Here is a 21,690-nt window from a genome sequence, read left to right on the forward strand (position 1 = left end):
GGAGGGGAATAATGATGATTCCATGGGACAAGCGAGTATACATTGTATCAAGGTGATCATTTTATTACAGAGGGGATAATTTTAGAGGTTAGTGAAAAGGCGAATAAATCATTATATTGGCGTTGGTGCATGTTAGCTCCAAGATATGAAAAAGTGTGCGGTAATAGTACAGAGCGACTTCGGTTGATTCGGATAGATGATGATGAAGAATGATATAAAAATTTCATTTTGTAGAGAAATGAGGTGATTAAGGATGGGCATAGAATATGCCATGTTTGTATTAAAAAAGAGCAGAATTTAGCCTATATATAAAGATGTTGGAATTGTTCTAAAGGGGGGAATATCTGGAATATAAATAATTGAGGGGAGTGAACTAATAATGGAAACTAGTACTTTTTTAGGATTGTTTTGGGGATGGATAACGGTTATCGTATCGGGAATACTTTTCGTACGTCCATCGGTACTACGTGAATTGAAAAAATTAGTGGTTGAAGACAGAGGATTTGGTATTATGTATGGTTTTCTATCGATTTTCCTAGGGTTAGGTAGTGTAATCCTACATAATGTATGGGTATTCAACTGGCAGGGGTTCCTAACGGTTATTGCATGGCTTGCATTATTAAAGGGAATCTACATAATTGCATATCCTGAACCCTCCAAGAAAACAGACTTTGAATTAAGGGTACTATCTACACGTATAGCGCTCGCTATCATTGGCGCCTTGGCTTTATGGATGCTTATAGTAATCTATATAAAATAATCATTTTCTAATAAGAGCTATATTAAAATAAATCTCTACGTGTTCATTGACAAAAAGCTGACTATACTTAGTCAGCTTTTTGTATATTACATTCTAGTATTTATCGGTCACAAAAGACATGTTCTCTCTTTTAAGTCGATATTGAAAATGTTACCAACTTTTTCTTTTACAATGACAACAAATAAAGAAACATTTACAACGACACTTATTTCGTTTAGAACTCCAATCATTATCACAATGATTCTTTTCTTTAGATTTCCACCAATCATCATTACAATGCTTTTCCTTAGAACTCCAATCATCATCACAATGATTCTTTTCTTTAGATTTCCACCAGTCATCACAACAATGCTTTTTCTTAGAACTCCAGCAATCATTTTTCCAGGACATTCTTTTATACCTCCCTTCAATAGGATTCATACTATTCTATGTTTTAGTAAAAGAATGGCTTGTTTATTAACCTATTATTTTACCTTTATATGATAGAGTGCTTTCTACTAGATATAGAATTCATACAAACTATGCTAATTTTCAAGAGATAGTTGAGAGAACTACTGGTTATGATATTAATCAACAAACACTTGTTGAAGGAAACGTTAAGATTTTAAATAATATCTTATTTTGGAGTACGCTTTTCTGAATGTATATTTCACAATGGTAAAGGAAAAATACACCATATCACTGCGAACAAAGCCTATGTATATGTGAAGTAATAGGAAAAGGTGGTCCCTATTCAAGGAGCCGGCTTATTAAAAGTATAAATAAGAAGGTTTAGTACAAGTGTTTGTTTTTTTGTTTCTATGCTTTTGTCTCGTACACTTTTAAGCTATTGGACATACTTTACTAGTAGAAAGGATTAGGGGGTGAGGTTTTGGGTTCTCGATTTAATAATTGTAGAAAGAAATGTACGTGTAAGCATGATGATTGTTGGGACATTTTTGAAGAGTGTAAAAAGGAAAAGAATGAGAAATGTGACAGTTCTTGTGTACAAGGAATTAGAGATGAGCTTAAAAAATTAATTAATAAAACAGTGCGAATTAACACTGAAGGACGTACTTATATAGGTACTGTTTCTTCGGTAACTTGCGATGTTGTTAAGCTAGCTGCTATTCCTGGTTCAGTTGCAGCAATTATATCTCTTTGTAAAATTGAAGCAATTTTACCACCTGCTACAACTGTTACTGATGAGTTTGATTTTAACGGTGTTGACGTAGCAAATAAAGATTAATTATGCTTTATTGATGCTAAGCCATTCTTATGAATGGCTTTTTATTTTGTTTAAAAGGGAATATATTTTTCATATAGAAATAAATTTGAAGGTGTATAAAAGGTTGTGTGAAAGGAGAATGAGAGTGATCAAGCTGAAACAATTTACAAGATCTGATTTCAAACAATTAATAAATTGGATTAATTCCGAAAAATTTTTAATACAATGGTCGGGAAATGCATTCACATATCCTTTAAATGAACAGCAATTAGAGAAATATACAGAATGTGCAAACACACTGGCATTCAAAATAATGGATGAAGAGACTAAAGCAGTTATTGGTCATATTTCTCTTGGACAAATAGATAATATAAATAAGTCTGCTAGAATTGGAAAAGTGCTAGTTGGTAATACGAAAATGAGAGGGCGTTCTATAGGGAAACATATGATGAAAGCCGTACTTTGTATTGCTTTTGATGAATTAAAACTACATAGAGTAACTCTTGGTGTTTATGACTTTAATAAGTCAGCTATTTCTTGTTACGAAAAAATAGGTTTTGTAAAAGAAGGTTTATTAAGAGAGTCAAAAAGAGTAGGAGAAACGTATTGGAATTTATGGGAAATGAGTATGTTAGAATATGAATGGAACAATAAATAATAGTATTTTATAATTATATTATGTTAACAAAAGGGGTTTGGTGGGAATCGTGAATAAAAAAACAAAAATAATTTCAATTGCAGCTGTTTCAGGGGGCGGTAAAACTACCATTACAGAAAGTTTAGCTCATGAGTTAAAAAAATCAAAGGCTCTATATTTTGATAGATATAAATTTGATAACTGTCCGGTTGATATTTGCAAATGGATTGATGATGGAGCTAATTACGATGAATGGGTACTTACACCGCTAATGAATGATATTCAGCGTTCTATACAAGATAGTAGTTTAGATTATATTATTGTAGATTATCCTTTTGCATACTTAAATAGAGAAGTGGGACAATTCATTGATGTAACTATATTTATCGATACACCTTTAGATATTGCGATGGCTAGAAGAATTCTGAGAGATTTTAAAGAAGATACAATGAGTGAAATACATAATAATTTGAAACATTACATGACACATGCGAGAAAAGCTTATTTAGAGGCAATTCATACTGTTAAGCCGAATTCGGATATTGTATTGGATGGATCTTTATCTATAAGTGAAATAATTGATCAAATAATAGAGGAACTTAATCGAAGAGAAGTGATTGTGAATGGTTAAATGTATAAAACGATATGTACAAGTCATTATCTGATTTATATAGACGAGAATTAGATAACTTTTTGCAGTTATGGTCTGGCGACTTCGAATCAAAAATATTGAAAGCTTCATGGACAGATAAAACATATAAATACGGTGAAGTTTTAATGCATGTAATTGTACATGAAATTCATCATATTGGTCAGATATCTATATGGGCAAGAGAATTAAATCTTCAGCCCGTTTCAGCGAATTTAGTTGGAAGAGGATTGTAGATTTAGAAACCGACTTGCAGTGTAAACGCAAGTCGGTTTTTATATATAAGAAGATTTCTTAATTAAAATCCTCGGCTTTTTTTTGACGTATATATAAAAACATTAAGATTGTAATGATGAAAAAGATCATAATCATTTGTATGATTAAATTTTTAAACTGAAACAATATTGTCCAAGATGTAACAGCATCTTTAAAAGCTTGGAGTGCAGAGTACGAGGAAGGATCAAAACCGTACTGAAGTAACTTTTTTGTTTCAATAAAAGTACTGTTTTCATCACCGGCGTCTAATATTACTGAAATAAGTCTAGTATCTCCTCGTGTGGCTGTACTGACAAAACTATAATTACCATTAGTTGAAAAACTAGTTTGTAAGCCGTCAACACCTTGGAGTTTAATGTTTTTATTAAGGGAATATATCATTTTATTTGTATTGAAAACTTTTGAATCTTTGAAGGTAAATTGGTAAGAGGTTAGTTTCGTAACATTCAATACATCTGGAAAGTCTTTTACTAATTGTGTTGCTAGTTTAGCGACGTCTATCGATGTTGTAGTTGATTGTTTATTCGTATCGTTATTAATTCCAGTAGCATTTAGAAACGAGGATGGTTGTGATAACTTTAGTTGTTTTGCTTTGTCATTCATTAAAAGTGTAAAGTTATCTTCGTTTCCAGCAATGTGTTCTGCAAGGGCAAGTGCGGAACGATTATTCCCTGTCAAAAACAATGCATGAAGTAAATCACGAACCGTCGTTTTATCTTTCGAAGTTACTTGTATAGGACTCGTTTCTGCTCGGAAAACTTCGTTACTTATTTTTACTAATTCATCTAACTGTATTTTTCCTTCATTCAGTTGTTCCAGTACGATATACTCTGTCATTAATTTAGATAAAGTAGCTGATTGTATAGGAGTTTCTTCATTTTTTTTATAAACAATCTCACCAGAATTAGTATCTATTAAAATAGCTGATTTAGCTTGAATAATTGGACCATTTACATAAAGATAAAAATATAAAACGATAAGTGCAGTAATAAGAAAAGATAATAATAAAACTGTTATTTTTTTTAAGAATTGCATTAGCGATCCTCCTACTATTACATCAATAATATTATTGTAAAAAGGAATGCTTAATTAGGAAGAAAGAAAAGGTAAAGAATTTCTAAAGAATTATAAAGGATTATTAAATTTTGGATATTGATGGAATATAAAAGGTTCAATTTTTTATATGATAAAAAATTGAACCTATAAATATGTGGTATTAAGCTTTATAAGGGAGTAATTTTACAGTGAAAGTTGTTTTTTTATCATCGCTATATACTTCAATTGTTCCTTTATGCAATTCAACAATACTTTTTGCAATTGCTAATCCGAGCCCAGATCCACCAGTGTTTGTTGAACGTGATTTTTCAACACGATAAAAACGTTCAAAAATATGAGGTAAATCAGTACTAGGGATAGGTTGTCCGTAATTTGTTATATCAATTGTAATCATGTTATTGCTTTCGTAAGCGGTAATATCAATATGATCTCCATCATTTCCATAAGTAATAGCGTTTATGATTAGATTTTCAAACACACGTACTAATTTATCCCCATCAGCTAGTACCATTAGCTTTTGAGATGGGAAAGAAGGGCGACATTCAATATTAGCTTCTTGAAGCTGTATCCGAAATTGGACAGTTAATTGTCCAAGCAATTCTACAATATCAATGGGAGCAGAATATAAACTTAACTCTTTATTTTGAACGCGTGTATATTCAAACAAGTCATTCATTAATGCATTAAGACGAGTTACTTTATCGTAAATGACTTGAATATAGTATCGTAATTCTACTTCATCTCTATAATTATCATGATGGATTAAATTTACGTATCCAACTATAGATGTAAGAGGGGTTCGTAAGTCATGTGATACATTTGTAATAAGTTCGCTTTTTGCTTGTTCTGCCTGTCTTTCTTCATCAATCGAAACTTTTAATTGCTCAATAATTTGATTGACCCCAGTTGCCAGTTCTTCTAAATAATTATGGTGTACGATGGAAACTTTATGATTAAAGTTTCCACTTGCAATATACCGAATCTCTTCAATCATTTTTTTTATACAAGTTTCATAGTAAACCTTTCTTTCATGACGATAAAAAATGTATAAATAGGATGAGAAAATAGAAAATAAAAACAAATAAGATACAATCATCATCCATAAAGACTCTTTTAATCCAATATATTTTTCATGGCCAAAAATTCTAATGAATTCTTTTCCTAGTTCGCTTAGAGTAAGTGAACTCTCAATTACACTCGTTACGAGGCGAAATATAATTAATTCGGTAATTGGTGTAAGAGTGATAGCTAATAAAAGCCAAAAAATAAGCTTCCACTTTGGTATATCTTTTAATATATCAAATGCTTCATTTCTCAATTTTATATCCTACTCCCCAAACCGTATGAATTAGTTTTTCACCATTCATTACGGTTTCAAGTTTATCGCGTAAATTACTAATATGGACCATTACCGTTTTATTAGAACCATAACCGTCTTCATTCCAAACTCGTTCGAATATCTCTTCAGAGCTAAATACTCTTCCAGTATTACTCGCTAGTAAATATAAAATATCAAATTCGATAGAGGTGAGTTTAATATATTCTCCATTTACTTTAACAGTATGATTATGTTTATGTATTTCAACAGAACGAATACGAATAATACCATCTTCATTCTTTTGGGAAGTAGCATTTTGGAAAGAGGATCTTCGTAATAAAGCCTTCACTCTAGCCACTAATTCTAGTGGATTAAACGGTTTAATCATATAATCATCTGCGCCGGTCATAAGTCCTAAAATTTTATCCATATCTTCAGCCTTTGCACTAAGCATAAGGATAGGTACAGTATTATTTTCACGCACTTCTTGACAAACTTCCAATCCGTTTCGTTTTGGCATCATAATATCTAAAAGCATAAGGTCAACTTCATATGTACATATCATTTGTAATGCTTCATCACCATCATAAGCTTTATAAATGTTATAGCCTTCATTTCGTAAATAAACAGCCAGTAATTCTACAATATCTTTATCATCATCAATAATTAATATGTTTTTATTCATTTTATAGTTAGTTCCTTTCCTTACAATTAATCAACATTACTATAATATCAAACATTTATGTATTTTGTAGTAATGTTTCTACATAAAATTTCATGTATCGTATTAAAAAGGAATTAAAACATTCATAACGAATATAAAATAAGAAGGATATTTAAACTCCACAGTATACTGAAAGATAGTTATAAGGGGGACTTGCTATGTTATATAATGATATATATTCATTTACTCCAACTGGAAAAATAGAAAATGATATTAAAGCTTTTCTATTAAAATACAATAAAGAATTTACATATAAACATTCAATTCGTGTGGCAAATGAGGCGAGAAAAATTGCAGGAATATTTTATGAAGATGAAGAAAAAGCAGCGATTGCAGGGTGTTTACATGATATTAGTGCAATCTTTCCGAATGAGGAGCGGATTGCAGTTGCTGAAGAATTTGGCATAGAAATATTACAAGAAGAACGAGAGTTTCCAATGATTATTCATCAAAAATTATCGAGTGTAATTGCAAAAGAGATATTCAAAATAGAGGATGAAGAAGTTTTAAATGCAATCAGTTGCCACACTACGTTGCATAAACATGCAACGAAGATGGATTTAGTATTATTTATTGCTGATAAATTAGAATGGGATCAAATAGGGACACCGTCATATTTAATTGAGGTAAAAAAAGGATTGGAAAAATCTTTGGAACATGCTGCTTTTGTATATATTTCATATTTGTGGGAAAGAAAATATACATTAAAAGTCATACACCCGTGGTTAGAAGAAGCATATTGGTATTTAAAAGAAATTGTAGAGTAGAAAGGGTATAAAAATGCAATTTAAAGAATATATGAATCAAACATTCCCAGGAGTTACGTTAGTACCGTCCATATACTTTCAGTGGGAAAATCATTTTCATTTTGATTTTGGGAAAGATAAATATCAATTCAAAGAAGATGGTAACACGTATAATATGGAATATTTTACACAACTATATAGGTATAATAAAAGTCTATTTAAAGATATATTTTCAAAAGAAGATACCGTCTTTTTAGTCACAAATGTTTATCGATTTAAACAGGAAAATATAAAAAATGCGCAGAAAATAAATGTATACAATAGGTTTATTAAAAAGAGGGATTTAAAGTTTCATATAAGACAAGAAACATTCCCTTTTCTATTTGAGGATGAAGAAGCTGACTTATATTGTACATATCAATTTTCTTTAAAATGTCTTGCTGAAGATATTAAATATGAACCGCTTATTCAAGCAGCTAATCATGAAGATTTCCCTGACCTACGTCCACGTCTAGGGCGAAAAAAAGAAATTTCACATCCAGATGTATTTTTTATAAATGTAACAAAGGATATTATCATGTTTATTTATGATGATAGAGGATGTGAAGTAATTGCGAAGAATAAAGAAAAGATACGGGATTTATATGAGAAGTATAAAGAGTGGATACCAGAATATGAACGAGAGAGTATAGATGACTTATTTAAATGAAAATAGGAGGAAGTGAAGTGTGTAATGAAAAGGATCGCAATTGTATCTGCATGGGAACCAGAGCTTACGTATTTGCATCAACATTATCCAAGTGAGCGTGTAGAAAAAATAGCAGCTTGGGAATTTCATTTTCATTCTATTAATGAATTAGAAGTTATTTCAGTTGTAACTGGTGTCGGTAAAGTAAGTTGTGCTAGTTGTGTACAACTATTAATAAGTGAATTCCAGCCAGACCAGTTATTTATGACAGGGATTTGCGGGAGTTTATCAGATAAGGTGAAAAATGGACACATCGTTGTAGCTCTTAATACTTTGCAGCATGATGTTACAGCGGCTGGTTCAGGAGAAGATAGTTTTAATCTATATGATGGTAGAACAGCACCTATTGAAACAACTAAATCACTCGTAAAACGAATGAAGAAATTGCGTTCGTATGACCCGGTCCATTTTGGTACATTTCTATCTGGAGATCAACGTATTCGAAGTTCAGAAATGAGGTATTTACTTCATACTGTATACGGTGCTTTAGCCGTTGATCAAGAAGTGGCAGCATTTGCTTATGTATGTCGTGTAAATAACAAACCATTTCTATGTTTAAAAGCTGCCTCAGATCAAGCGAATGACAAAACGAAAGAAGAACAAAAGGTTTTTAAAATGTTAGCATGTGAACGAGCGTGTGAGCATTTAATTACTTTTTTACGTGTTTATGAGATTACTGTAGTTAACAATAGATAACAAGAGGGGGAATATCCCGCTCATTTCAAATTAAGAGGTGAATTATAATTGCATACGTATTATGGAGAACTTTGTACAAAGATATATGAAAGTGATAAATCAATTGCAGCCGGAAAAGAATTGGATTTTTATCTTTCTTTTGCAAAAGATAAAAATATACATGTGTTAGAACCAATGTGCGGAAATGGTAGAATGTTAATTCCCTTTATGCAAAATGGTGTGAATATAGAAGGGTTTGATATTTCGAAAGATATGCTTAAAGTTTGTAAAGATAAAGCAGAAAAATTAAACTTAAAACCGGTTGTGTCACAAGGAAGAATAGAAGAATATCATAGTGATAAAAAATATGATCTTATTATGATTCCTATCGGTTCATTTTCACTTTTACCAAATAATTTAGTAGACAATAGTCTTCAAAATATGAAAAACAACTTAAAGGAAAATGGCAAATTACTTCTGACAATTGTACAAGGTGGAAGTGAGACAGAACAAATTTTAGATTGGATAGAGACAAATAGAAAAGAAATTAACAATGAATTAATTGTTGAGTATAGAAAAGTTTCATATGATAAGGCGCAAAAACTTCTAAATATTATACTGAAATATGAAATCATTCATGATGAGAAAATAAAAGAAACTGAGATTATGGATTTTCCTATAAGACTATATGATTTAAAAGAATTTGAAAATATACTTATTACTAATGGTTTTAGTCAAATTGTTGTTCATGAAATAAAAGATGGATATGGTGAAGGTAATTCATTTCATGTATTTGAATGCAGTTTATAACAAGTCAAAGCGGGGGATTATACTTATATGATTCAATACAAAAGATGTAGTGAAGTAAGTATAGATTTAGTGTATAAAGCTTTTAAGGATGGATTTTCAGATTACATCATTAAACTGGAAGTTTCAAAAGAAGATTTTATAAAAAGATTTTTTGGGCCAGAAGGGAATTCGCTAGAACACTCCTTTCTTGCTTTAGACGGTGACGAATGTGTTGGTGTAATACTTGGTGGTATTAAGGTATATGAAAGTATAAAAACAATGCGCTGCGGAACATTAGCTGTTCATCCAGAATTTCGAGGCATTGGTGTAAGTCAAAAGTTATTTGGGTTACATAAAGAAGAAGCGACACAAAATAAATGTAAGCAGCTTTTTCTTGAAGTTATTGTAGGAAACGATCGGGCGATTCATTTTTATAACAAATTAGGTTATGAAAAAGTATATGATCTTTCTTATTATAATTTAAATGATTTAACTAAAATAATGAATAAAGGTAATAAAAATATTGAAGTAAAACAATTAGAATTTCCAACATTTAAAGTTGAGATTCAGAAATGGTTAAACTTCCATATAAATTGGCAAAATGATATTAATTATATCGAAAAAACAAATCATACATTTTACGGTGCATATTTCGATAATGATCTAAAAGGTACTGTATGTATAAATGAACAAGGTAAAATTAGTTTTATTTTCATAGACAAAGACTATAGAAATATTGGTGTTGGGACGAAATTATTACAGGTAGCAAGTGAAGAATTAAAGTTATCAAGTTTATCAATTGGGTTTCCAAACAACAATTTACTGGAAGGGTTTTTAAAGAAATCTGGATTTGAAAAGAATTCTTTAGCACAATATGAAATGTATTTATTGCTATAAAAAGCGGAAGGAATTATTCTTTTCGCTTTTTATTTTGCACTATAAACGTTTTTGCTGTATGTGGGAGGATAAGTAAAAACAACAGAAGTTTTGTTACCTATCTTATTGAGCTAACTGGCACTTTAGTTGAAAAAGGAAAATGTATAGTAAACATAGAATATATTAATACATTAAAAGATTTATGAGGTGAAAGTGATGGCAATTAAGCAAGACGAAATTAAAGTAGTAGTCGGAGCTGGAGTATTTAATAATAATCCAGGTTGGGTTCAAACGCAAGAAGATGAACTTAATTTACTAGACAATACCACTTGGGAAGAAAGATTTGAATACAATTCCATTTCAGCTATTTTAGCAGAGCATGTATGGGAACATCTTACTTTTGAAGAAGGTGTAAAAGCAGCTGAAATTTGTTATAAATTTTTAAAGCCATCAGGTCATATTCGGTGCGGAGTCCCAGATGCATTTTTCCGAGATGAAACCTACCAAAATATAGTTCAAATAGGCGGACCTGGCCCGAAAGACCACCCAGCTGCAAGTCATAAAATCGTTCATAATTATAAAACATTAACGAAAATGTTTGAAACCGCTGGATTAGAGGTAGTTTTACTTGAACATTGTGATGAAAATGGTCAATTTTATTACAATGAATGGGATCCAAACGATGGTGTTATTTTCCGTTCGAAAAGGTATGATTCTAGAAATCGAGGCGATAAACTTGGTTTTCCATCGCTAATTGTTGACGCGATTAAAAGGTAAGTCATTCACCTAGAATAGGTGTTAGTTCTATCAGTTCATGAGTCGCAAATGCGGCTTTTTTTATTTGTTTTGTAAACCTACGTTTAGCAAGGAATTAGACATACATAACTTGATTTGAATACTATATTAGCTCTTATTAACACCATTTATCTTAAAGGAAATTGCTTTTAAATATTTAATGGAAATATCATATAAAGTAAATAAATCAACGTTTTCTCATGTTGAATTTTTTTGCGGAAATGTTGAGGTACGCCTATTGTAATAAACACATGGAGAGAATATATGATAAATCAATCAATGTTCAAGATACCATTCACACATTAAATTAATATTTCATTGCCATAGAGATTTCTTTTATACATAAATTCGTGTAAAATAAAACAGGAACATACATTCTATACAAGAGTAGGAGGAAATAAATATGTTAGCTCAAATAGAGAAACAAACTGATGGCTATATTATAAAATTTGAACGCCAATTTCCCAATACAATAGAGGAAGTTTGGTCTGTTTTAACTGAAAACAGCAAGCTTAAAAAATGGATGTCTAATTTACAGATTGAAAACCTTAAAACAGGTGGAATTATAAAGTTCGACATGATGGATGGTTCATTTTTAAATATTGATATTTTAGAGTGCCAACTAAATTCAGTACTTGAATTCACATGGGATAAAGATCGTGTCCGATTTGAAATACATAAAGAGGAAAATGGTTCTCTTTTACTACTTAAAGAATACATTCATGAATTAACTGATCATACACCAAAAGATATAGCTGGTTGGCATATTTGTCTTGACCTTTTTTCTTCAGTTTTAGAAGAGGAAGAGAAGGAATTTTCTAAAAACGAATGGCAACAATGGTTCGAAAAATACAAGGATAAGATTCAAGAAGTGAGAGGGTAATTGTATAATAGGTAATATTCATTATGTAATTATTATATTGTAAAAATGATTTTGTGGAAAAATAAGAATAGAGGTTAATATGAAAGTAAATCAATTAATTGCTAATAACATAAATAAACTTGATACTGTTATTCCGTTTAATAAATCACTTGGTATTGCTGGTTTATCTGGATCTGGAAAAACAACTCTTTGTCAAACAATTGGTGAAGAATCAAAGAAGCGTCTAGTTTCCTTATTGCCAAAGGCTGAATATCAATATTTATTTCCTAATATTATGGAAACTAATTTTAGTGCAATTAAAATGGAAGAAATGCCTTTAGTACTTTTTTTAGGGAAATCATCAATTTCTTCCAATCCGCGTTCGACGATTGGTACTCATACAGGTGTTTTTAAAGAGATTCGTGAAAAATTAGCGGAAGAATTTAATCTTTCTCCTGAAGTCTTTTCATTTAATAATCAATTAGGTTGGTGTGCTGGCTGTAAAGGGCGTGGTACTACTAAAAATATTGAGTGTAAAAAATGTAAGGGGAAACGTTATAGTGAAGAAGTTGAACAACGTACTATTGAGTTATTTGCTGAATCACATACAATTTCGGATATTAACGATTTAAGTGTTGAATCTATTCTTTCACTAGCAGAAGAATTAAATATTAGTGAAGCAAAACAACATATACTGCAAAATATTATCAATATGAACATTGGTTATTTAACATTAAATCGAATTATGGGTACGTTGTCAGGTGGAGAATTAACACGACTTTACTTAGCTGAATTCATGGCAGTAAGTGAAAATGCTGTAATTATTATTGATGAGATTTCCGTGGGGCTTGATCACGAAACATTATTACAAATATTAGAAGAGATCGAAAAATTAGGGTGCAAAAATCAAATTTGGCTCATTGATCATTCAGATACAGTACTGGATACAACGGATGAGCAAATGTTCTTCGGACCTGGTAGTGGAAAATATGGTGGAAAAATCGTAAAAGAATCACCAAGGCCAAAGCCAATACTATCGGAACGAAATTACAAAATGCCAACAGAATATTATACATTCCATGAATTATATTGCCGAAATATCCAAATGACTGAGTTTCAGATTCCTAAAAATAGACTTGTAACTGTTACAGGAGAGTCTGGATGCGGGAAATCTACACTTGTCAATGAGTGTTTAGCTACAGATTTCTTGAAACGATATCCAAAAGATAAACTAGTTATGGTAGGGCAAGATCGAAACCAATCGATTACAAGTCGATCAACTGTAGCAACTTTCTTAGATATTAAAAAGAAACTGACAAAGTATAGTGAAGAAATTGATGATATTTTTGAGCGCTCAATTGAGGATATTATTGATGAAATTCCAAACGAAGATATTGCGTATAAACGCTTGAGCCTACTAATCAAATTAGGACTGGGCTATTTAACATTAGAACGAAAAACACAAACATTATCAACGGGTGAGTTTCAATGTGTTCATTTAGTTTCTGAGTTATTTGCAAAAACAAGAAATCCACATACATTGTTTATTTTTGATGAGCCTTCAAAAGGTTTATCGCAAAATATTTTAAATCAATTTATAGATAGTGTTAGAGGGATATTACAAGATGAATCAGTCTCTATCATAATGATTGAGCATAACAGTTACATGCTAGAAAGTTCTGATTATATTGTCGATTTTGGAAAAAGACAGCTTGAATCTATAGAGCATCTTGATGTAGTAAGTCATGATGATTATTATCGTCAAAAAAGCAGTGTGAATAATGCTGAGCAAATACATATTTCTTCAACACTGAATCAACAAAATGGAATTAATTACTTAGAAGAAAATCATATTGATTATTTTAAAAATGCAGAAAACATCTATAAGGGTGGCATATTAAAAAGCTTATCATCAATGGCTCGTTTAATTTACGGTGAATACGAATCTGATACAATTGCACCTGTAGTTGCTATTGATCTCGAAAGACATTTGTATAGTCAATATAGTTTCTTATATGAAATTGGTGGATTGATCAATCATATTGTAGCTGCTCATCCGACTAATAAAGATACGAGAAGCTTCGATTTCTATTCTCAGGATAATCATTGCCCATCATGTTCGGGACGTCTTCAAATTGAAGTTTTTGATAAAGAAATTACAATTCAAGATAAAAATGTTCCATTTTGGGATGGTCTATTCGATCCGGAAATCATGAAAGTATTAAAATTTTATCAATATGAAAAAATAGAATTTCTATTTGAAGAAATTAAAAATGAGCTTGGTCATGATTTGTCAAAGAGCTATAATGATATGTCTGAGGAAGAAAAACATACATTTTGGTACGGCTATTTTGATAAGTCCTTTTATGATAAGAAAGGAAAGACACGTAGAACATGGGTAGGATTTAATACAATTATTGGCGGATATATTGTTATTTCAAAAGCAGCTATTAAAGAAGATATTAAGACTTCTAAAGAAATGATGACATGTCCAATTTGTGAGGCAACTGTATTAAATCACCAAAAATCGCTTAAATTTGGAGATACAGATATTCGTGAAATTATCAATCAGCCGCTTAATGAAATAATAAAAATTGTAGGAGATTTACCTGTACTCATCAAATTGAAATCTATCGTAGGTGACAATATGATTATGACAGAAGATGTCTCGTTACTGCCTAGGAAAACACAAGTTGCACTGAAAATGTTTGAATTAGAACAAGCAAGCTTTTCAAACTATGAAATGGTGTTACAAAATGTTTTACCATTCTGGAGCCAAATTAAAGGTAATATCGAATCAATCAGCAATAATAATAAGGTGACTATTTGTGATTTCCAAAATATCAATGAAACAAGAGAAACTATCATAGATAAGTATTTCACAAATGGAAAATATAAAAAATTAACATATGTGTATGAAGCATTTGGTTATAAAAAATTAGTTACCCAAATTAATAAAATTAAAAAAAGCAACCCATGTCCATTCTGTAACGGAAAAAAAGTTATAACCGAGGATAATCTACATGATGGCGTGTTTAAATTAACAATTCCATGTATAACTTGTAATGCAAGTGGTATTAATGATGAAGGGCTTAAAGAAATTGTTGATGGCATAGATGTACAAACATGGTTAACTGGAAAAGTTAGTGATGTTGTGGATGAAAGCTTACGAACTGAGGATGTTCCAGACATTCTAATATTTAATCGAATTCGTGAGTTGAATAAGCGAGAAATGATGGCAGTTTATGAATGTCTTGAGAAAAATAATTAAATTAAGAAGAATAAAAAATAGTGGTCAGTTAGGGATTAAAAACTCATTTGCAATAATCTGCAAATGAGTTTTTATGTTGAAGAAGAGTTTCTTTAAACGTGTTAAGGTGGATAGATAATAGAGCAAGAAAAATCTATTTGTAATACCAATATAAATTATTCTTAAATTTTAAACTGAAAGGTATTACAGGTTGGCATTTATGTTTAAGTTTTGTTAGTCTTTCTAAGATGTAAATACCATTTATCTGTGAGAGTTAGTTTTAAATCGTTAATTATAATCATTTATTATATAATTATTGACGTATAAAAATGTTTTTTTTGGATAATAATTTAGGTTATTTGGATAATAACAAAAGGAATATGCTACTTTTTTAGTGATTGTATAATTATTAGAATTTTTAAATTTAACAGAAATATATACTTGAATGAAGTATATATTTCTGTTAAATTTATCCTATGGACAAAACAAGTTTAATTAAAGGTCATTTAGAAATGTGTGTGTTATCTATTTTGTCGAAAAAGAAAAGTTATGGTTATGAAATTATGAAAGAACTTGAAGTACACAATTTAAAATTGAAAGGAGTAGGAAGTATTTACCCTATTTTAACTAAGTTAAAAAATCAAGAGTGGGTAAATACTTATCAAGAAGTAACAGACAGTGGTAAAGTTAGAATCTATTATGAAATTAATGAAAACGGGAAAATACGTCTTGAGAAGAAAATTAATGAGTGGTTAGAATTACAATCTGATATTCAAACATTATTAAAAAGTGGTTTGAAAGGAGACCTTCTGAAATGAGGAATGAATTAAACGGTAAAGAAAATCAATTTTTAACTGACGTACTTAAGGAATTAAAGCAATACGATATCAGCTTAGAAGAAAGGGAAAATATTAAACAACAAATTTTAGAGCATATTCAAGAATGTCGTGAAAATGGGGAGGATAGTATAAATGATCTAGATACGCCTCAATTATTTGTTCAAGATTTTTTAGAAATAAATGAAATTGACCTACAAGTTAAAATGAGACAACTTCAAAATGAAAAGGGAAATTCGAGCACATTTATCTTAGGTGGCATATTCATCGCAGTTATTACTTACCTCATCTCACAAACTACACTTTCACTATTTTTAACTGAATCATTTAACGGAACTAATAGCAAAAATACATTTAATTATAATCTTTTATATCGTATAGCAGAGAATCAATGGTGGAACTATGTATTAATAATGTTTAGTTTTACGCTCTCTATATTAGTATTTATTAGCCTAATAAGTTATAAAAAAAGAAAGCTATCTAAAGTATAATGAAGAAAACTATCTATAAACTATTTCAAATTTGTATTCTTTGTAATGTATTAATATTATGTATCGTACATCCAAAAGTTTATGCTCAGCAAAATATTAAAGTTACATTAGATAAGTATATTGAAAAATTTATAAAGGAACAGAACATTCCTGGAGCTTCCGTTGCAATTGTACATCATAAAGATGTATTCTTTACAAAAACATGGGGGATTACTGGGGAGTCTGAAAAAAAGGTAACTAGTAAAACCCCATTTGCGATTGGCTCAATAAGTAAATCTTTAACAGCTTTAGCTATAGTCAAGTTAATAGAAGATAAAAAAATAAAATTAGAGGATTCAGTTCAACAACATCTTCCTTGGTTTAAAGTAAAAGATAATCAATCGGCCTCAAATATAACAATCCAACATCTACTAACACATTCAAGTGGAATGAGTACCTATGAAGGTTTAGCATTATCAGATAAGCAATCAAAGACTACTACGGCTATAAAAGAAAATGTAATGAAACTGTCGAATGTAACATTAACTGCTCCCCCAGGACAAAAATATCAATATAGTAATGCAAATTATCTCGTTCTTGGTGCACTTATTGAGGAAGTTTCAAAAGAGACATACTCTACTTATATGGAGAAGCAAATTTTTCAGCCATTAAGAATGAATGGTGCAGCAGCAAATAGTGAAGAGTCTTATAAAAAGGGTTATTTAACAGGTTATCAATCATGGTTTGGAATACCAAGAAAAAGTACGGTGTCGTATGATAATGGTGGGACACCATATGGATATATTACAGCAAATCTAGAAGATATGATTCAATTCATTAAGTTTTTGAATCACCAAGAGCATACACAATTTTTAAATAAAGATAGTATGGATCTTTATTTATCTCCATTATATAAAATAGATTCAGCGAAATATTATGGTTTTGGACTGAGGACAACAAATATAAATGGAAACGAAAAGATGGTTTGGCATTCAGGCTCAACTCCTGATTCACATGCAGAAATATTTATTTTAAATGAAACTGGCTGGGGTGTTGTGATTTTAACGAATAAAAATCATGTTTTAGAAGAAGCATCACTACCAGAATTTAAAAAAGGGATTATTAATATTTTGAATGGTGAAGAACCGGTTGATATACCAAAAAATATACCAATAGTTCAAATTGTTATGTCAATATTAATATTCGCACTTTTTATTACAGCAATTATGTTAATAATAAAGTATAAACGTAAGAAAATTTGTAAAAAAATGACCTGGCTTTTTCTAGGGAGTTTATTTCTAATATTATCTATTACTTTAATTCCACTTCTTATTTATAGTACAAATTCACCGTGGCAGACGATTAAAATGTTTTCTGCAGATGTAGCGTTGCTCATTAGTATTATAGTTACTTTATTGAATGTAAATGGATTAATATCAATATATATTGCGTTAAAAAGTAAAGTGGTAAATAAGTCGTAAGAGCTTTTAATTATATAAATATAATACATTAAATAATCGTTTAAACTGTTATAAATAGTTGACTCTCACACAATAATGTCATTGTTTAAGCTTAAGTTGAGCTTCGAATAATTGTAATAAATAGGAGGAACTAATGTTCAAAATAGGAGATTTTTCAAAACTTTCTTCCATTAGCATACGTATGTTGAGACATTACGATAAAGTGGAATTATTACAGCCAGTAAAAGTCGATGAGCAAAGTGGTTATCGATATTATTCAGCAGCCCAATTAAAGAAAGTAAATCAAATTCAAGTGTTAAAAGATATGGGATTTAATATTGCCACTATTAAAGAATTAGTAGAGAGTGAAAATATTGAAGTAATAAAGTCACAATTTGAAAATCGTAGTGCTCAAATAAAGGAAGAAATGGACGATCTCAAAAAACAATTACGTCTCCTCGAAGACTCAATGAAAACGATGAGAGAGGATGGTATTGAAATGAACTATCATGTTTCATTAAAAGAAATTCCAGAAAGAAATGTAGCAAGTGTTAGAAAGGTTATTCCATCGTATAATTGCGAAGGGGATTTATGGAGTATATTGATGCAAGAAATTAATGTTAAAAATATTAGTATAGCTAATCCGAGTTATAGTATTGCTACATTCCATGATCAAGAATATAAGGAAAATGATGTGGATGTAGAAATACAGATAAATATTTTAGGGGAGCATGAAAATACAAAAGATGTTAATTTCAAAAAGATAGATCCATCCTATGTAGCTTCAATAACAGTTAACGGAAGTTATGAACAAATGACAGCTGTAAATGAGGCGGCAGCAAAATGGATTGAAACGGAAGGTTATGAGTTAGCCGGACCGATGTTTAATATTTATCACGTTAGTCCAGCGATGGAATCGGATCCTAATAAGTGGGTTACAGAGGTTTGTTATCCAATTAACAAATAAGTAAAAAAAGCCCTTTAGCTATGCCTTTTTTTACTTATTTGTGCTCAAAAATGTATAGCTAAAGGGCTTGTCGGTTTGATTCATCAACTAAATTTTAAATTACGAAAATAAGTGGAGGCAGTTTAAAAATTTTATACCTACTGGAAATTGTGTTTAAATAAAAACCTTCAAGATAATTTACAGTTGAATCTTAAATTAATGATATGTGTATCCTCCATCAGGAAATAATACACTACCTGTAGTAAAACCATTTTGCATTAAATACAGGACAGTATGTGCAATTTCATCATTATACCCAGGTCTCTGTACAAGAGAAAGAGATTTATAATCTTCATAAGCAGCTAGTCTTTTCTCATTTTGTTCATTCTCTCTTCGTATCGTTCCAGGAGAAACAACATTAACTCTAATAGGAGCTAATTCAACAGCTAAAGCTTTCCCTAAGCTTTCAATAGCACCATTACAAGCGCCATAAGCAGGTGCACCTTTAAGTGGTCTTTGACTAAATGCACCGGACATTAACACGATAGATCCAGATTTTGAAAGAAAAGGAATTGCATATTTTACGGCGTAATATTGTGGCCAAAACTTTCCGATAAAGCTGCTTTCAGCAATTTCCTCTGTAGCGGTTATTGGTCCAAGTGTGTAAGAGGCTCCCGGTGTGAATAAATGATCAAAATTCCCAACTGTCTTGAAAAAATCTTGTAATTGCTCTTTATTTTGATTATCCAATACATAAGTTTGAAGATGGTTGTTATTTATTAATTCTCGAGAAATTTTTAATTTTTCTTCCGAGCGTCCTGCAATAATAACATGTGCGCCTTGTTCGATTGCTTGTTTTGCTGTTACTAATCCAATACCAGAGCTTCCACCAATGATAACGATACGAGTATCCTTTAATGTAGTAATAGACATATTTTAGCCCCTCCTTTAATAAAAACTTTAAAATAAAACTGCTATGCTTTTATTATTCGCTAAAAGATTGCAAGTGAAAAGTACGCACTTTATATGTACATAGTCGCAAAATTCGTACTAATCGCTTGTTATATGGATACATAATATAAAAAATTACTCATTATAATTTATGATTTGAGGGAGTGGTGAGGAAAGTGAATTTAGAGGAACCGAAATTAAAAGGGGTAATAGCGACATTACAAATAATCGGAGGGAAATGGAAGCCACTTATTTTATTTATATTATTAACAGATGGAACGAAACGGTTTGGTGAATTAAAGCGATTAATACCAGACATTTCTCAAGGAACATTAGCGAAGCAGCTTCGTGAATTAGAACAAGATCAACTAATACAACGTGAAATTTATCAAGAAATACCACCTAAAGTGGAATATAGCTTAACTGAGCATGGAAAAACAGTTAGTACTGTTTTAGATAGTATGTGTGGTTGGGGAAGAGGACATTTAGAATATATTGATAAAAATAAAATATAACATTATTATGTAAACTAAATGGAATTTGTCGAAACATATCGTTTTAATAATTTGTATTTTATAATATATAATTAAGTAGTGTTATAGGTTATTATATATGCAGTCTTCCAGATGAGGTGATATAGCTGAAATGCTGTATCGTTCGAAGTAACTAGTTGTTCGGGGCTGAAAAAATGCGTAGCAGATATAAAAGAAGACGTAGGCCCTTTCACGATAATATCAACTATGAGTCTATTTCGAGAATCATCTAAACAGTTAATGCATTTTTACAAAGGGGAAATAATAAAATGAATGAATTAGAGTATAAAAGTTTTTATGATAAAGTGGGACGATTAAATGGGTGGGACTTTAGTAAGCTAAAGTGTGAAACTGTAGGTGACACTTGGGACTTTTATGGCGAAGTGCAAGAAAGATGTAAACCATCAGATATTCTACTTGATGTTGGCACAGGTGGAGGAGAGAATATATTAAAAATAGCATCTTCAGCTGCATTACTGATTGGAATAGATAATTCTAATGGAATGATCAAAACAGCACATTCCAATTTGAATAAAGCAGGTATACAAAATGTTGAATTTCTTCAAATGGATTCGGAATTTTTAACGTTTCCGCATGCTCATTTTGATATTACTTCAAGTTGTCATGCGCCGTTTGTAGCATCTGAATTGGCAAAAGTAATGAAAAAAGGTGCTTTTTTCTTAACACAACAAGTTAGCGAACATGATAAATTAAATCTTAAAGAAGCATTTGGTAGAGGGCAATGTTTAGGTGAAAGAGATGGTACGTTAAAAGATAATTATATGGGTGAACTTATTAGTGCAGGATTTGAACTCGTACAAGTACGTGAATATGATGTTACTGATTATTACAGTACTCCTGAGGATCTTATTTTCTTATTAAAACATACGCCTATTATTCCTAGATTTGGAGAAAAAGAAGAGGACTTTAATATTTTACAAAAGTTCATTGACGCTAATAGTTCCGAAAAAGGTATTCGTACGAATTCAAAAAGGTTTATGATTATTGCTGTTAAATCATAGTGTATTTTAACGTAAAAGCTGATTTTCTTTAAAAGAAAATCAGCTTTTTTTGTGGAAAAGAATGCAGGGAAAACTTAAAAATCATAGAAATAGGTAAAGTGGTA

Annotated in this window: 24 protein-coding genes and 1 pseudogene; 20 read left to right on the forward strand and 5 right to left on the reverse strand. The window is 30.7% G+C overall.

What is annotated here, in order from left to right; translation table 11 throughout:
* The first annotated feature begins 42 nt into the window (after positions 1–42).
* The gene (locus LCF45_RS12470) at positions 43–213 is read left to right on the forward strand and encodes a hypothetical protein (protein WP_176112599.1); all 171 of its coding nucleotides are present in this window, start codon (positions 43–45) and stop codon (positions 211–213) included.
* A 166-nt stretch (positions 214–379) separates the two neighbouring features.
* Positions 380–760, forward strand: coding sequence for a hypothetical protein (locus LCF45_RS12475; RefSeq protein ID WP_002127497.1), 381 nt, complete (start codon positions 380–382; stop codon positions 758–760).
* A gap of 107 nt (positions 761–867) precedes the next feature.
* Here the strand turns inward: LCF45_RS12475 and LCF45_RS12480 are convergent, their stop codons facing one another.
* Positions 868–1,170 (reverse strand): hypothetical protein, encoded by a 303-nt coding sequence (locus LCF45_RS12480; RefSeq protein WP_170935234.1) that lies wholly within the window; start codon positions 1,168–1,170, stop codon positions 868–870.
* A gap of 461 nt (positions 1,171–1,631) precedes the next feature.
* On the opposite strand from LCF45_RS12480, the gene LCF45_RS12485 reads away from it, so the two are divergent.
* The 4 genes and pseudogenes from LCF45_RS12485 to LCF45_RS12500 form a co-directional block, all read left to right on the forward strand.
* A complete protein-coding gene (locus LCF45_RS12485) occupies positions 1,632–1,988 on the forward strand; it encodes a hypothetical protein (RefSeq protein WP_002032241.1) in 357 nt (118 codons plus the stop codon).
* Between the two features lie 124 nt (positions 1,989–2,112).
* Positions 2,113–2,625, forward strand: coding sequence for a GNAT family N-acetyltransferase (locus LCF45_RS12490; protein WP_263894860.1), 513 nt, complete (start codon positions 2,113–2,115; stop codon positions 2,623–2,625).
* A gap of 49 nt (positions 2,626–2,674) precedes the next feature.
* The gene (locus LCF45_RS12495) at positions 2,675–3,235 is read left to right on the forward strand and encodes a nucleoside/nucleotide kinase family protein (protein ID WP_002127500.1); all 561 of its coding nucleotides are present in this window, start codon (positions 2,675–2,677) and stop codon (positions 3,233–3,235) included.
* Between the two features lie 20 nt (positions 3,236–3,255).
* Positions 3,256–3,489, forward strand: a pseudogene (locus LCF45_RS12500) (DinB family protein); the annotation flags it as partial.
* A 58-nt stretch (positions 3,490–3,547) separates the two neighbouring features.
* On the opposite strand, the gene LCF45_RS12505 reads toward LCF45_RS12500, so the two are convergent.
* The 3 genes from LCF45_RS12505 to LCF45_RS12515 form a co-directional block, all read right to left on the reverse strand.
* Positions 3,548–4,564, reverse strand: coding sequence for a D-alanyl-D-alanine carboxypeptidase family protein (locus LCF45_RS12505; protein ID WP_078203945.1), 1,017 nt, complete (start codon positions 4,562–4,564; stop codon positions 3,548–3,550).
* A gap of 181 nt (positions 4,565–4,745) precedes the next feature.
* On the reverse strand, positions 4,746–5,903 hold the full coding sequence (locus LCF45_RS12510) for a sensor histidine kinase (protein WP_002085430.1): 1,158 nt from the start codon (positions 5,901–5,903) through the stop codon (positions 4,746–4,748).
* Positions 5,893–6,588 carry a response regulator transcription factor gene (locus tag LCF45_RS12515; RefSeq protein WP_002016575.1) on the reverse strand — a complete coding sequence of 232 codons (696 nt, stop codon included), beginning with the start codon at positions 6,586–6,588 and terminating at the stop codon, positions 5,893–5,895. Before LCF45_RS12515 ends, LCF45_RS12510 begins: the two co-directional genes overlap by 11 nt.
* A gap of 197 nt (positions 6,589–6,785) precedes the next feature.
* Between LCF45_RS12515 and yqeK the strand changes: the two genes are divergently transcribed.
* From yqeK to LCF45_RS12575, 12 genes are all read left to right on the forward strand, one after another.
* Positions 6,786–7,394 carry a bis(5'-nucleosyl)-tetraphosphatase (symmetrical) YqeK gene (yqeK, locus tag LCF45_RS12520; protein WP_002168331.1) on the forward strand — a complete coding sequence of 203 codons (609 nt, stop codon included), beginning with the start codon at positions 6,786–6,788 and terminating at the stop codon, positions 7,392–7,394.
* Between the two features lie 13 nt (positions 7,395–7,407).
* On the forward strand, positions 7,408–8,082 hold the full coding sequence (locus tag LCF45_RS12525) for a DUF3885 domain-containing protein (RefSeq protein ID WP_263894861.1): 675 nt from the start codon (positions 7,408–7,410) through the stop codon (positions 8,080–8,082).
* 24 nt (positions 8,083–8,106) lie between these two features.
* Positions 8,107–8,817, forward strand: coding sequence for a 5'-methylthioadenosine/S-adenosylhomocysteine nucleosidase (mtnN, locus tag LCF45_RS12530; protein WP_002016571.1), 711 nt, complete (start codon positions 8,107–8,109; stop codon positions 8,815–8,817).
* Between the two features lie 48 nt (positions 8,818–8,865).
* A complete protein-coding gene (locus tag LCF45_RS12535; RefSeq protein WP_003189388.1) occupies positions 8,866–9,606 on the forward strand; it encodes a class I SAM-dependent methyltransferase in 741 nt (246 codons plus the stop codon).
* A 27-nt stretch (positions 9,607–9,633) separates the two neighbouring features.
* A complete protein-coding gene (locus tag LCF45_RS12540) occupies positions 9,634–10,482 on the forward strand; it encodes a GNAT family N-acetyltransferase (protein ID WP_002127510.1) in 849 nt (282 codons plus the stop codon).
* A 192-nt stretch (positions 10,483–10,674) separates the two neighbouring features.
* Positions 10,675–11,238, forward strand: a complete 564-nt coding sequence (locus tag LCF45_RS12545) for a class I SAM-dependent methyltransferase (protein WP_078203943.1) — start codon at positions 10,675–10,677, stop codon at positions 11,236–11,238.
* 421 nt (positions 11,239–11,659) lie between these two features.
* Positions 11,660–12,139: an SRPBCC family protein gene (locus tag LCF45_RS12550; protein WP_002127512.1), complete on the forward strand. Its 480-nt coding sequence runs from the start codon at positions 11,660–11,662 to the stop codon at positions 12,137–12,139.
* A 79-nt stretch (positions 12,140–12,218) separates the two neighbouring features.
* Positions 12,219–15,389, forward strand: coding sequence for an ATP-binding cassette domain-containing protein (locus LCF45_RS12555; protein ID WP_078214713.1), 3,171 nt, complete (start codon positions 12,219–12,221; stop codon positions 15,387–15,389).
* Positions 15,390–15,844: 455 nt separating this feature from the next.
* Complete coding sequence (locus LCF45_RS12560; RefSeq protein ID WP_002032268.1) at positions 15,845–16,186, forward strand: PadR family transcriptional regulator; 342 nt, start codon at positions 15,845–15,847, stop codon at positions 16,184–16,186.
* The gene (locus LCF45_RS12565) at positions 16,183–16,695 is read left to right on the forward strand and encodes a hypothetical protein (RefSeq protein WP_263894862.1); all 513 of its coding nucleotides are present in this window, start codon (positions 16,183–16,185) and stop codon (positions 16,693–16,695) included. Before LCF45_RS12560 ends, LCF45_RS12565 begins: the two co-directional genes overlap by 4 nt.
* Positions 16,695–18,155: a serine hydrolase domain-containing protein gene (locus LCF45_RS12570; protein WP_263894863.1), complete on the forward strand. Its 1,461-nt coding sequence runs from the start codon at positions 16,695–16,697 to the stop codon at positions 18,153–18,155. Before LCF45_RS12565 ends, LCF45_RS12570 begins: the two co-directional genes overlap by 1 nt.
* 133 nt (positions 18,156–18,288) lie before the next feature.
* Complete coding sequence (locus tag LCF45_RS12575; protein ID WP_078206959.1) at positions 18,289–19,101, forward strand: MerR family transcriptional regulator; 813 nt, start codon at positions 18,289–18,291, stop codon at positions 19,099–19,101.
* Positions 19,102–19,296: 195 nt separating this feature from the next.
* On the opposite strand, the gene LCF45_RS12580 is transcribed toward LCF45_RS12575, so the two are convergent.
* On the reverse strand, positions 19,297–20,013 hold the full coding sequence (locus LCF45_RS12580; protein WP_078206960.1) for an SDR family oxidoreductase: 717 nt from the start codon (positions 20,011–20,013) through the stop codon (positions 19,297–19,299).
* 194 nt (positions 20,014–20,207) lie between these two features.
* Here LCF45_RS12580 and LCF45_RS12585 point away from each other — a divergent pair, with 194 nt between their 5' ends.
* Together LCF45_RS12585 and LCF45_RS12590 are read left to right on the forward strand one after the other, a co-directional pair.
* Positions 20,208–20,546: a winged helix-turn-helix transcriptional regulator gene (locus tag LCF45_RS12585; protein ID WP_033713746.1), complete on the forward strand. Its 339-nt coding sequence runs from the start codon at positions 20,208–20,210 to the stop codon at positions 20,544–20,546.
* A gap of 287 nt (positions 20,547–20,833) precedes the next feature.
* Positions 20,834–21,586 carry a class I SAM-dependent methyltransferase gene (locus LCF45_RS12590; RefSeq protein ID WP_003189406.1) on the forward strand — a complete coding sequence of 251 codons (753 nt, stop codon included), beginning with the start codon at positions 20,834–20,836 and terminating at the stop codon, positions 21,584–21,586.
* Positions 21,587–21,690 lie beyond the last annotated feature (104 nt).

This window comes from Bacillus sp. 41-22 (assembly GCF_025809295.1).
In the GTDB taxonomy this organism is placed as follows: domain Bacteria; phylum Bacillota; class Bacilli; order Bacillales; family Bacillaceae_G; genus Bacillus_A; species Bacillus_A mycoides.